This is a genomic window from Sphingomonas sp. SL1004, assembly GCF_057815015.1.
Window position 1 is genome coordinate 377,902 of sequence record NZ_JBYMUX010000001.1, and the last position, 12,985, is coordinate 390,886.

Annotated in this window: 6 protein-coding genes and 1 tRNA gene; 4 read left to right on the forward strand and 3 right to left on the reverse strand. The window is 63.9% G+C overall.

Going from position 1 to position 12,985, the window contains the following annotated elements; all coding sequences use genetic code 11:
- Nucleotides 1-137 precede the first annotated feature (137 nt).
- From AC3D24_RS01740 to AC3D24_RS01750, 3 genes are read left to right on the forward strand one after another with little or no spacing between them, the layout of a single operon-like run.
- Complete coding sequence (locus AC3D24_RS01740) at nucleotides 138-2,366, forward strand: WD40/YVTN/BNR-like repeat-containing protein (RefSeq protein WP_489027644.1); 2,229 nt, start codon at nucleotides 138-140, stop codon at nucleotides 2,364-2,366.
- An 11-nt stretch (nucleotides 2,367-2,377) separates the two neighbouring features.
- Nucleotides 2,378-4,000: a DUF5597 domain-containing protein gene (locus AC3D24_RS01745; protein WP_489033010.1), complete on the forward strand. Its 1,623-nt coding sequence runs from the start codon at nucleotides 2,378-2,380 to the stop codon at nucleotides 3,998-4,000.
- A gap of 35 nt (nucleotides 4,001-4,035) precedes the next feature.
- Complete coding sequence (locus AC3D24_RS01750; protein WP_489027646.1) at nucleotides 4,036-6,924, forward strand: TIM-barrel domain-containing protein; 2,889 nt, start codon at nucleotides 4,036-4,038, stop codon at nucleotides 6,922-6,924.
- A gap of 285 nt (nucleotides 6,925-7,209) precedes the next feature.
- Here the strand turns inward: AC3D24_RS01750 and AC3D24_RS01755 are convergent, their stop codons facing one another.
- On the reverse strand, nucleotides 7,210-8,835 hold the full coding sequence (locus tag AC3D24_RS01755) for an alpha-L-fucosidase (RefSeq protein WP_489027648.1): 1,626 nt from the start codon (nucleotides 8,833-8,835) through the stop codon (nucleotides 7,210-7,212).
- Nucleotides 8,836-8,844: 9 nt separating this feature from the next.
- Nucleotides 8,845-9,651: an SGNH/GDSL hydrolase family protein gene (locus AC3D24_RS01760; protein WP_489027650.1), complete on the reverse strand. Its 807-nt coding sequence runs from the start codon at nucleotides 9,649-9,651 to the stop codon at nucleotides 8,845-8,847.
- Nucleotides 9,652-9,989: 338 nt separating this feature from the next.
- Between AC3D24_RS01760 and AC3D24_RS01765 the strand changes: the two genes are divergently transcribed.
- The gene (locus tag AC3D24_RS01765) at nucleotides 9,990-12,815 is read left to right on the forward strand and encodes a TonB-dependent receptor (RefSeq protein ID WP_489027652.1); all 2,826 of its coding nucleotides are present in this window, start codon (nucleotides 9,990-9,992) and stop codon (nucleotides 12,813-12,815) included.
- An 88-nt stretch (nucleotides 12,816-12,903) separates the two neighbouring features.
- Here AC3D24_RS01765 and AC3D24_RS01770 read toward each other — a convergent pair.
- Nucleotides 12,904-12,980, reverse strand: a tRNA-Arg gene (locus AC3D24_RS01770).
- Nucleotides 12,981-12,985: the final 5 nt, after the last annotated feature.

Consider the following 12,985-nt stretch of genomic DNA (forward strand, 5'->3'; position numbering starts at 1 on the left):
ACTTGCGCAATGGCCAAATGCGCGACATTGATCATATAAATCCAACGAACGATCGGAAAGGGCTGCAAGCTCGCCGACGCACAGAGGAGGGCAGGATGGGCAAGCGCAATCTTCGAGCAGCGGCATTCGGCCTTTTAATGGTAACGGTATCATCGGCGACCGTTGCTCAAGAACCGGCGCGCGCGCCTTACGTCTGGCGCAACGCGACGGTCGGCGGCGGCGGTTTCGCGCCGGGCATCGTCTTCAGTACGGCCGAGCGCGGACTCGCGTATCTACGGACCGACATGGGCGGGGCATATCGATTCGATGCGGCCACCGCGCGCTGGGTGGCGTTGCAGGATGGCAATGCGGTATCGAGCTACATGGGCGTCGAGAGCGTCGCGGCCGATCCGGTCGATCCGAACATCGTATATCTGGCGGCAGGGATGTCGTGGCGGAGCGAGGCGGCGATCCTGCGCTCGAGCGATCGCGGTACGAACTGGGCGGTGACTCCGGTGCCGTTCAAAATGGGCGGCAACGAGGATGGGCGGGGGCTAGGCGAACGGTTGGCGATCGATCCGAACCGGACGTCGCGGTTGTTGTTCGGGTCGCGGCACGACGGACTGTGGCGGAGCGTCGATAGTGGCGCGCACTGGGCGAAGGTCGCGGCGTTTCCGCTGGCCGGGCTGGGCACGCCGACGATCGCGCGGACGACGCATGGCGGGTTGTCGTTCGTGCTGTTCGACACGGCGCATCCGGGCCGCGTGTTCGTGGCGAGCGCCGATCCGGGGTCGCGGCACCTGTTTCGGTCCGACGACGATGGCGCGACCTGGGTTGCCGTAGCGGGTGGTCCCGAGACGGCGATGTTGCCGGTCAAGGCCGTACTCGGGTCGGACGATGTCCTGACGATTACCTATGCGAACGGCATCGGCCCCAACGGCATCACGCGGGGGGCGGTGTGGCGGTACGATGTGACGCACGCGCGCTGGTCCGACGTGACGCCCGACAAGCGCGCGGATGTGCCGGTCGGCGGGTATATGGGCGTCGCGGTGTCGGCGCAGGATCCGCGGGTGATCGCGGTGAGTACGGTCGATCGCTACAAGCCGGTCGATACGGTGTGGCGGTCGAGCGATGCGGGCGCGCACTGGGACGAACTCTACACGCGCGGCACGCGCGACGTTGCCGCATCGCCGTTCCTGAAGCTCGCGGGCGATAAAGCGGATTTCGGGCACTGGATCGCGGGGCTGGCGATCGATCCGTTCGATGCGAACCATGCCGCTTACGTCACCGGCGCGACGATGTATGCGACCGGCTCTTTCAGTGCGCGCGGGGCGATGGCGTGGAAGCCGTGGACCGCGGGGATCGAGCAGACCGCGATCATCACGCTGACCAGCCCAACGGGTGGCGCACCGTTGATTTCCGGCTTCGGCGACATTGGCGGGTTTCGGCATGATGACCTGAGCGTGTCGCCGCCGAAGGTGCATACGAACCCGTATCTGACCAACACCAACAACCTCGATTATGCGGGCATGGCACCGCAGATCGTCGGGCGCAGCGGCAATACGCATGCGCGCGAGGCGCCGGTGACGCTGGCTTGGTCGGGCGATGGCGGCACCAGCTGGCAACCGATCGTACCGCCGAGCGTGGCACAGGCCGCCGTAGCGGGGCGCTTGCCGCCGGAGAAAACCGGCGACGCGCCGATCGTGGTGTCGGCGGACGGCTCGACGTTCATAGTTGGAACGCGGCTGGCGTTGCTGACGCGCGACCTGGGGCGGACTTGGTCTGCACCCGCGGGCCTGCCGTTCGAGACGCGGGTCACTGCGGACAAGGTCGATGCACGCAAGTTCTACGCAGTCGATACTGGCCGGCACGCCGTGTTGCGCAGCGATGATGGCGGCGCGAATTTCCGAGTGGTCGGCGGGCGCGGGTTGTCGGCGGACTTGAGCGCGGTTCGGACGACCAATCGCGAACAGCAGAATCCGCTGGTGGCCGTGCCGGGACAGGCTGGCGCGCTGTGGCTGAAGGTCGGTAGCGACCTGTATCGGTCGAGCGATGCCGGCGAGAGCTGGGTCAAGGCCAGTCATGGCTTGGCGGTCGATCTCTACGGCCTCGGCCGCGCGGCACCGGGCGCAAAATGGCCCGCGGTCTACGCGATCGGGCGGAAGGATGGCGTGCAGGCGGTGTGGCGGTCGATCGACGGCGGCGCGGGCTGGCAGCGGATCAACGACGAGCGGCATCAATGGGGACTGCGCTTCCGCGTGATCTCCGGCGATCCGAAGACCTATGGCCGGGTGTATATCGGCACCGATGGGCGGGGGATCGTCTATGGCGACCCCGCTTTTGCAAAACCCGCCTTTGCAAAACCCGGCATCACGAAGAAGGATTGATGATGGTTCGTATGAAACGCGCGCTCGCCGGACTGGCTCTGTCGGCATCGTTGATCGCCGGCGTCGCGTCCGCGCAGACCGCGACCGAGGTTCCGCGGATCGTCGCCAAGGGCGGCAGGCATGCGCTGATCGTCGACGGCGCGCCGTTCCTGATGCTGGGCGCACAGGTCAACAACAGCAGCAACTACGCGGCCGCTCTGCCGCAGGTCTGGCCGATGCTCGACCGCATCCATGCCAACACCGTGGAGATTCCGATCGCCTGGCAGCAGGTGGAGCCCGTCGAGGGCAAGTTCGACTTCTCGTTCCTGCAGACGCTGCTCGATCAGGCGCGCGCGCATGACAAGCGCGTCGTGCTGCTCTGGTTCGGGACGTGGAAGAACACGTCGCCCGGCTACACGCCGGACTGGTTCAAGGCCGACAACAAGCGCTTCCCGCGGATGAAGGCGAAGGACGGCACGGATCATTATGTTCACTCGCCGATGTTCCGCGCGACGCTGGAGGCGGACAAGCGCGCGTTCGTCGAGGTGATGAAATACCTGAAGGCGCATGACCCACAGAACACGGTCATCATGGTCCAGCCTGAGAACGAGGTCGGCAGCTATCGCTCGCCGCGCGATTACGGCGCGCAGGCCAATGCCGTGTTCGCGAAACCGGTGCCGGCGGAACTCGCGAAGGCACTAAAGAAGCCGGGCGGGAACTGGACACAGATGTTCGGCGCGCAGGCGGATCGCGCGTTCAACACCTGGCATACCGCCCGCTTCGTCGACGAGATCGCCGCGGCGGGCAAGGCGATCAAGCCGCTGCCGATGTACGTCAACGCATCGCTTGCCGGGCCGTCGAACGTGCCCGATCCAACCGGCGTCGCGAGCGGCGGGCCGCAGCAGGACGTGCTAGATATCTGGAAGGCGGCGGCGCCCGCGATCGATTTTCAGGCGCCCGATATCTACGATCGCGATGCCGCGCACGTCGCGCTCTACCTTGATGCGTATGCACGGCCCGACAACGCGCTGATGGTGCCCGAAATCGGCAACGCGAAGGAGTTCGCGAGGTTCTTCTGGGCGGCACTGGGGCGTGGGGCGATCGGCTACGCGCCCTTCGGCATGGATGACACCGGGTATTTCAACTACCCGCTCGGTGCAAAGGCGCTCGACGGTGAAACGCTCGATGCGATCGGGCTGAAATACGGCGCGCTGGCGACGATGGGCAGTGACTGGGCGAAGATCGCTTTCGAGCATCCGACCTGGGGTGCGGCAAAACCGGATGATGGCGCGGGTCAGACCACGACGATGGGCAACTGGACGATCGCCACGAGCTATGGCGAATGGCAGTTCGGGCAGAAGGACTGGACCTGGATCAAGTCCGAGCCCCCGGTCTGGGCAAAGGAAGCGGTCGGCGGCGTCGCGGTCGCGCACCTGTCGCCCAACGAGTTCCTCGTGGTCGGCGATCATGTCCGGCTGAACTTCGGCACCGCGAAGGCTGGCCTCAAGAACGGGTCGGTGTTCCGCGTCGAGGAAGGCCGCGTGGTCGATGGGCGTTGGGTCATGAGCCGCATCTGGAACGGCGACCAGACCGATTACGGGATCAACCTCATCACGCCGGTCATCCTGAAGGTGACCATGGGCAGCTACAAGTAACGAGCCTTGCGTTCGACGATTTCAAAGGGATGACGATGACGAAGGCTTTCGGTTTCGCGCTGCTGTTCGCGGGCAGTGCACTTACCCCTGTGTCGGCGATGGCGCAGGCACAGGTCGCCAAGGGCGGTTTCGAGAAGATCACGAACGGCATCGGCGTCGTGCCGTCGAGCGGCCCGGCGGGCTGGGTCGAGGTGACGGTGCACGGCGACGGGATCATCCACGTCGTCGCGAGCCCGACGCGCGTGACGACCGCGCCCAGCCTGATGGTGCCGACTCCACCGATCGCGGGTCAGTACACCGTTACGCAGGAGGGCAAGAGTGTGCTGGTCGCGACGGCACGCGATACCGCCGAGGTCGATCTGAAGACCGGCCGCGTCCGCTTCCTCGACAAGGCCGGCAAGGTCGTGCTCGATCAGGCGGCGGCGCCTGCATTCTTTCCCACCAGCGCGGACGGCAAGCCCTTCGTCGTCGCCTCGCAGCAGTTCAACCGCGGCACCGACGAGGGTCTGTACGGCCTCGGCCAGCACCAGAACGCGCAGATGGATTACAACGGCGAGGACGTCGAACTCGCGCAGCACAACATGGACATCGCCGTCCCGTTCGTCGTCTCGACGCGCAACTACGGGCTGTTGTGGGATAACGACGGCATCACCCGCTTCGGCAACCCCCGGCCATACTCATTGGTCGGCACCGATAGCCTGAAGGTGACAAGCGGCGGCAAGCCCGGCTTCACCGCGCAATATTACCTCGGCGATCCGCTTGCGGTGACGCAGCAGGAAGCGTCGATCAACTACCAGTATATCAAGGATCAGGCGAAGTGGCCCGCCGCCGCCAAGGCGCAGACCGTCGCCGCGACCGGTGGCCAGAACACCGCGGGCAATGCGGTCGAGACGCAGAAGGTGGTGTGGACCGGCGACGTGACGCCCGACGTCAGCGGCGTGCACAAGTTCCAGCTCTATGGCTCGAGCTATTTCAAGGTGTTCGCGGACGGCAAGGAAGTGCTCAACCGCTGGCGCCAGAACTGGAACCCCTGGTACGCGAATTTCGACCTGCCGATGACCAAAGGCAAGCGCGTCGCGGTGCGGGTCGAGTGGGAGCCGAATGCGGGCTATATCGCACTGCTCCACAATAATCCGCTCGCCGCGCCCGATCGCCATTCGGTGTGGTTCACCAGCGATATCGCGAAGTCGGTCAATTATTGGTACGTGCCCGGCAAGGACATGGACGAGGTCGTCGCGGGCTATCGCTCGCTCACCGGCAAGGCCGCGATGATGCCGAAATGGGCCTATGGCTTCTGGCAGTCGCGCCAACGGTACAACACGCAGGACGAGGTCGTCGACGTCGTCAACAAGTACCGCGACCTGAAGATCCCGCTCGATAACATCGTCCAGGACTGGTTCTACTGGCCCGAGAACGCGTGGGGCAGCCACCAGTTCGACGCCAAGCGCTTCCCCGAGCCGCAGAAGATGATCGACAAGATCCATGACATGAACGCGCGCTTCATGATCTCGGTCTGGCCGAAATTCTATCCGACCACGGAGAACTACAAGGAGCTGGCGGCGAAGGGCTATACCTATCGCGGCAACCTCGATTACGCGAACAAGGACTGGGTCGGGCCGGGCTATCTGAACACCGATTACGATCCCTATGCGCCCGAGGCTCGGACGATCTATTGGCGGCAGATCAAGGACAGCTTGGCGAAGATCGGCACCGACGCGTGGTGGCTCGATGCGAGCGAGCCCGACGTGCATTCGAACCTGTCGATCCCCGAGCGGATCGCGACGATGGGGCCGACCGCAGCAGGGCCCGGCGCGCAGTATTTCAATAGCTATCCGCTGGTGCATGTCGGCGCGGTCTATGACGGCTGGCGTCAGTACAAACCGGACGTCCGACCGTTCATCTTGACGCGGTCGGGCTTTGGCGGGTTGCAGCGCGAGGGTGCCGCGGTGTGGTCTGGCGACGTGGCGAGCCGCTGGTACGATCTGCGCGCACAAATCTCGGCGGGCGTGAACATCTCGATGTCGGGCATCCCCAACTGGACGCACGACATCGGCGGGTTTGCGCTGGAGGATCGCTATTCGACCAAGACGCCGACTGCGGCGAACCTCGACGAATGGCGCGAGCTGAACTTGCGCTGGTTCCAGTTCGGCGCGTTCAGCCCGCTGTTCCGCAGCCACGGCGAGGCACCGTACCGCGAGATCTACGAGATTTCGCCCGAGGGCTCGCCGATGCGGCAATCCATGGTGTGGTACGACCAGCTTCGCTACCGCCTGATGCCGTATATCTACACGGTCGCGGCGGACACGTGGTTCAAGGACGGTAGCATCATGCGCGGCCTCGTGATGGACTATCCAAACGACGTGCAGGCGCGGAAGGTGAACGACGAATACCTGTTCGGCGACAGCTTCCTCGTCGCGCCGGTCACCGAATACAAGGCACGGTCGCGGGGCGTGTATCTGCCCGGCGCAACGGTCTGGTACGACTTCAACACCGGCCAGGCGTATCGCGGCGGACAGACCGTGACGGTCGCCGCGCCGTACGAACGCATGCCGCTGTTCGTGAAGGCGGGCGCGATCGTCCCGATGGGCCCGGTCACGCAATATGTCGACCAGAAGCCCGACGCGCCGCTGGCGCTGGCAATCTATCCGGGCGCGAACGGCAGCTTCGCGCTGTACGAGGATGACGGCACCAGCGAGCAGTATCGTGGCGGCGCGTATAGCCGGATTCCGGTGACCTACGACGACACGACCGGGGTGGTTACGCTCGGGGCTCGCGAAGGGCAGGGGTATAAGGCGATGCCGGCGAACCGGACTGTGCGGGTGAAGTGGATGACGGCCGGGCGTCCACTGGATCTGGACGGGGCGGGCGATGCGACGGTGACGTATCGCGGGGCTGCGGTGGAGGTGAAGCGGCCGGCTCGGTGAGGTAAGGGGGTGTTGCGGAGGTTCGACGTCGAACAGCGATAGCGCGCACGTCCTCCCTTCTCCCGTGACCCTTCTCCCCCATCTCGTCACCCCAGCGAAAGCTGGGGTATCCCGCTTGGCGGACGCGGCGGATGCCATGGGAAGATCCCAGCTTTTGCTGGGATGACCGTCTTCGAGCGTTAGATCCCATCTACAAGCAAACCACCCCGGCCTTCGCCGGGGTGGTGTCTTCATGCGGTGGTGCATCTTTGAGGCGGTAGCTCCTTGAGATAGCAGACCACCTCTCTAGACCAGCCCGCGCCCTTCCAGCTTCAACACCGGCACGAACCCGCCGCGCGTATTCGCCGGGATCGTCACGTGCAGCCCTTTCGCATCCTGCCGATGCGCAACCACACCGCCGCCAAGCAACGTAACCCGCTCTACCACGCCGCCATTCACCGTCCGCGCCAGCGACCCGATCGTCGCAGCCCCCTCCGGCCACCCGAGGAACAGCGCGTACAGTGCGCCCTTGTTCGTCGTGAACCGGATGTCCTGCGCCGTGAACGGCTTGACCGTCTCGTTCTGCATGCCCGTCGGCAGGATCGTCGGACCCTCGCCATACCGCCGCCAAGGCCGCGAGCCGAAGATCGCTTCGCCGTTGATCGCGACCCAGTCCGTCATGCCGTCGAGGATGTGCTCGACCTCGCTGTCGATCGAGCCGTCGCCCGGCTGCGGCACCGACAGCAGCAAATTGCCGTTCTTCGATACCACGTCCGCCAGCCGCTGGATCACCTCGGGGGCGCTCTTGTAGCTTTTTTCGCGGAGGCGGGCGACGTTGTAGAACCAGTCGCCGAGGCACGTGTCGGTCTGCCACGGTTCGTCCCAGATATGGTCGGTGTAGCCGCGCTCGACGTCCTGGACCAAGCCGAAGCGCTGGTGCGGCTTCAGTTGCTTGGCGGTGAGGACGACGTCGATCTTGCCGTGCCATTGGATCGAGCGGTTGTAATAGTCGGCGAGCGATTCCAGCCCGATCGGCCCGAACGGCAGTTCGTAATCGTCGAAATAGACCATGTCCGGCTTGTACTTGTCGATCAGATCGGTCTGGCGGAGCAGCCATTTCGCCGCATAGCCCGGCGCGTCCTTCGGGCCGTGCTCCATCCACTGGCCGTCGTTCTTGTCGTGCCAGTCATTCATCGCGACAATGCTGTCGATGCCGTCGGGTGCCGCCATGTGCGCACCGGTATAAAGCTGCTGCGGGTCGAGCCCGTCCCACCATTTGCCTGCACCATCCGCCTTGCGCAGTGTCGACGCGTCATAATGCACGCCCTTCAGCGGCCCGGTCGGATCATAGGCATAGCCGGTCTGGTACCAGTGCCACGCGTGCGCGGCATGGTTCGACACGCCGAACTTCAGCCCGGCTTTCCGCGCGGCCTTTTCCCAAGTGCCGACGATGTCGCGCTTCGGGCCGACGCGCAACGAGTTCCATGCGTGATAGCGGCTATCGTAGCAGTCGAGATTGTCGTGATGGCACGCCAGCGACATGAAGTATTTCGCGCCGGCCTTCTTGTAGCGTTCGATCAGTGCGTCGGGATCCCAGCGGTCCGCGGTCCAGCGGTTCTGGATATCCATCATGCCGGTCTTCGACGGATGGCCGTAGGTCGCCAAGTGATGCTCGTACATCGGATGCCCCTGCATATACAGGAATCGGCCGTACCAATCGCCTTGCTCGGGCACCGATTGCGGGCCCCAATGCGACCACAGCCCGAGCTTCGCATCGCGGAACCAGTCGGGGTAGCGATACGCGTTGACCAGCGACGGCCAGCTGGGCTGAACCGGGCCCGCGGCAAGTCCCATCGGGCTCTGCGCCACCGCACCACGCGCCGCGCCGAGCGCCGCCATGCCGGCAAGAACCGACCTTCTATTGAAATCCATGGTCTGTCCTTATTGCCGGCCGAGCGTCTTGGTGATCGCGGCGAGCGCGAGCGGCTTCATCACTGCATAGCCTTGCGGCGTCGGGTGGACGCCGTCGCTGGCATAGCCCGGCTTCATGCCGCCATCGGGACCGGCAAGCGCGGCGTGATAGTCGACATAGGTAAAGCCGTTCTTCGCCGCATAGGCGCGCAGCCACCCGTTGAACGCGACGATCTGGCCTGCGGGCTTCATCGCCGGGCTCCAGCGGAAGGCGGCGGCCGGGGGCGTCGAGGCAAGGATCACCTTGATGCCATGCGCACGCGCCAACTCGGCCATCGTTTCGATATTGCCCTGCACCGTCTCGATCGTCGCGGCACCGGTGTTGCCGGCGATGTCATTGGTGCCCGCCATGATGTGTACGGCGAGCGGCTTCAGCGCGAGCACGTCGGCGCGAAAGCGGACCAGCATCTGCGGCGTGGTCTGGCCACTGATCCCGCGATCGACGACGCCGTTGGTAAACAGCGTGTCGTCCGCGCCGATCCAGTTGTCCGTGATCGAATCGCCCATGAACACTACGCGGGTCTTCGCGCCTGACGCGCTCAGTGCAGCGTTCTGCTTGGCGTAGCGGCACAGTTGGCCGAAATCGCGCGTCAGCATGTGCAGTTTCCAGCGATCCCAGCCGGCGCCGTCGGTTGGATTCGGATGCGTCGGGCATGGGTCTGCAATGATCCCGACTGGGTCTCCGGCGTACGGGTCCCCCGAGACCGGCGTTTGTGCGGTAACGCCGGTCGCCGTCAAGGCGAGGCACAGTGCGACGCTGGAAAGCGCTCTGATCATATAATGTCCTTCTCCAGGAGCCGGACTTCGCCGGCGAGCCTCGCGGATTACTGATTGTGACGAATTGTGTCCCAAGTTACCGTTACCGCTAGGGGCGTAACGGCAGATCATAACGCAACTGACAATAAATTCTGCTTCACAAGCGTGAACATCGTGGTAGGACAAATCAAGGCCTGTTAGCGCTAACGCGAGACAAAAGGTCGAAGGAGGGGCGGGCAGGGTCGTGAATGATCCACCGTACCATCGAAACTCAGGCGGGTGATCCCGCAATCGGGAAGCAAACGGCACTGACGCGGCGACGCGGCCTGGCCATTCGATGTGTTGAAGGGAAAATACCAATGTTCGTCCGTTCGCAACGCGCCACCGCGCTTCGCGTGCTTGCCGGTTCGTCGGCCGCCGTACTGGCGTTGAGCTTGGCGTCCGCAGCGTATGCACAGGATGCCGCCACGACGCCGGTCGCCGCCGACGCACAGGCAGCGCCAGAAGCGCAGCAGGCAAGCGGTGCCGTCACCGCACCGAGCGGCGACCAAGGCCAGGGCGTCGAAGCCGCCGCCGCTCCGGGTGGCGATGATATCGTCGTGACCGGCGTCCGCGCGAGCCTTCGCAGCGCGCAGGCGATCAAGCGCAACTCCGACCAAATCGTCGACTCGATCGTGGCCGAAGACATCGGCAAGCTCCCCGATCGTAACGTCGCCGAAGCGCTGCAGCGCATCTCGGGTATCCAGATCCAGCGCAGCTACGGCGAAGGCAGCAGCGTCGCGATCCGTGGCCTCACCCAGGTCCGCACCGAGATCAACGGCCGCGATAGCTTCACGGCAAGCGGCAGCAACGGCCTGAGTTTCGAGGACGTGCCCTCCGAACTACTGGCCGGTGTCGACGTCTACAAGAATCCCGCCGCCGACATGATTGAGGATCAGATCAGCGGCACGATCAACCTGCGCACGCGCAAGCCGTTCGACTTCGACGGCTTCCGCGCCTCGGCGAGTGTCACTAACAGTTATTTCGACCTGTATAAGAAGAGCAAGCCGTCGGGCTCGCTGCTGCTCAGCGATCGCTGGGATACGGGAATCGGCGAGATCGGCGTACTGGTCGATGTCGCGTACCAGAAGACCGCGTTCCGCCAGGACGTGATCTCGACCGAGCCGTTCTACACGCTGAACCCCGCGGTTGCCGCAGACGCTGCGACGTTGGCAGCACTCGGACGTACCGGCCAGGTGACGACGCTGCCGCACGGCACCGGCATTGGTCAGACGCTCGGCGATCGTCGCCGTCTTGGCACCGACGTCTCCATCCAGTGGCGTCCGAGCAGCACGCTGGAGTTCACCGGCGAAGTGCTCCGTTCGGATTACAAGTTCCAGTGGCAGGACTATAGCTACTTTGCCTATACCGGTGGCGACGCCATTACGCCCGCGGCTGGTGCGGCGTTCACCTACGCCCCGAACGGCGATTTTCAGAGCGGGACCTTTGCGAATGTTCCGACTGCGTCGAACACGAGCCTGACGCGCCGTCACTCGATCACGACCGACTATTCGCTTAACGGCAAATGGACGCCGTCGTCGAAGCTAACGATCACCGCTGATGGCCAGTATGTGCGCGGCACGACAAAGAATTTGCGCTCGATCGTATCGCTCGCATCGACTCCGGTGACGCTGTACCAGGATATTTCCGGTGCGGTGCCGGTCGTCAACATCACCAACGCGACCACGTTGACCGATCCGAGCCAGTATAGCGTCGGCTATTATCTCGATCACATCGATCGTTCGACCGCTACTGACAAGACTGCGCGGCTTGACGTTGAATACAAGGTTGGCGACGGCTTCCTCCAGTCGATCAAGGTCGGCGGGCGTTTTGCCGATCGCAAGAACAGCACGCAGGATGCCGGGTATCGCTTCGTCTATGTTGGCCGAGCCATCAGCGACGGCGATCAAGAGCAGGCTAACCTGAGCGACTTCTTCCGCGGCAATGCCGATCTGTTCGGCAACGTGCTCGCATTCCCGGCGGCGACGACGCTCGATTACGATGCAACGCTGAAGCAGCTTCAGATCGATTCGAAGGTCGCCTATGTTCCGAGCAGCCTCAATGAGCAGAGCCAGAAGACGTACACCGGCTACGCGACTGCCAAGTTCGCGGCGAATGACCTGTCGATTCCGATCGACGGTACGCTCGGCCTGCGTGTCGTTCGGACCGAGCTGAATACGTCGGGCTTCATTGAGAATCGCACGTACAATCCGACCACCGGTACCAACAACGATCCGACCACGACGCCGGTAAGCTATGACCAGACCTATACGTCTGTGTTGCCGAGCGCGAACATCCGCATCCACCTGACCGACAAGCTTCAGGCGCGTGTGGCGGCATCGAAGGCCATTGCACGTCCGACTTTCAGCCAGCTGAATGCCAGCGTGTCGTTCTCGGAGCCAGGCCGCAATGCCGATGGGACGGTTGTTTCGGGGCCGTACACGGCGACCTTTGGCAACCCGCTGCTGAAGCCGCTGAAGGCGGATCAGCTCGACGGATCACTGGAATGGTATTTCGCCAAGGCAGGTTCGCTGACGGGCGCGGTGTTCTACAAGAAAGTTCGCAACTTCATCCAGACCGTGTCGGTCGACCAGACCATCACCTATCCGAACGGCAACGCGTATGATTACCGCGTGACGACGTCGGCAAACGGCGACAAGGGCACGATCAAGGGCTTCGAAGTCGCGTATAACCAGTTCTTCGACTTCCTGCCGGCACCGCTCGACGGGTTCGGTGTGCAGGCGAACTTCACCTATGTCGACAGCAAGGCACCAAGCCCGCTGGCGGCGGATACCTCGGGTGCCGCATTGTCGGTGCCGCTCGAGCTGCTGTCGAAGTACAGCTACAACCTCGTCGGCATGTACGAGAAGAACAAGTTCTCGGCACGTGCTGCCTATAACTGGCGCAGCAAGTATGTCGTGACGACTGCGGGCAATGGCACGGGGTCGCTGCCGGTGATCAACAAGGGCTTCGGCCAGCTCGACGCTTCGGTGAACTACAACGTCACTGATCACTTCTCGCTCGGCGTCGATGGCACCAATCTGCTCGATACCCGCCGCGCGACCTACTTTGGCGTCGAGACCCGTCCTCGCGACGTGCAGCTCAATGATCGCCGCATCAGCGGGACCGCACGCATCACCTTCTGATCTTCTCTTTCCACGTCTCTCCCACGACTGGCCGGATCTCACGATCCGGCCATTTTTTTTGTGTCTTGTCGGAATGCGGGGGAAAGATTGGCGCGCCCGGAGGGGTTCGAACCCCCGACCGAGGAGGTAGAAGCTCCTTGCTCTATCCAGCTGAGCTACGGGCGCGCGCT

What these genes read in the sequence shown, in the direction of transcription:
- AC3D24_RS01740 (WP_489027644.1), top strand. Translation starts at nt 138, where the DNA reads ATGGTAACGGTATCATCGGCGACCGTTGCTCAAGAACCGGCGCGCGCG.
- AC3D24_RS01745 (WP_489033010.1), top strand. Translation starts at nt 2,378, where the DNA reads ATGAAACGCGCGCTCGCCGGACTGGCTCTGTCGGCATCGTTGATCGCC.
- AC3D24_RS01750 (WP_489027646.1), top strand. Translation starts at nt 4,036, where the DNA reads ATGACGAAGGCTTTCGGTTTCGCGCTGCTGTTCGCGGGCAGTGCACTT.
- AC3D24_RS01755 (WP_489027648.1), bottom strand. Translation starts at nt 8,835, where the DNA reads ATGGATTTCAATAGAAGGTCGGTTCTTGCCGGCATGGCGGCGCTCGGC.
- AC3D24_RS01760 (WP_489027650.1), bottom strand. Translation starts at nt 9,651, where the DNA reads ATGATCAGAGCGCTTTCCAGCGTCGCACTGTGCCTCGCCTTGACGGCG.
- AC3D24_RS01765 (WP_489027652.1), top strand. Translation starts at nt 9,990, where the DNA reads ATGTTCGTCCGTTCGCAACGCGCCACCGCGCTTCGCGTGCTTGCCGGT.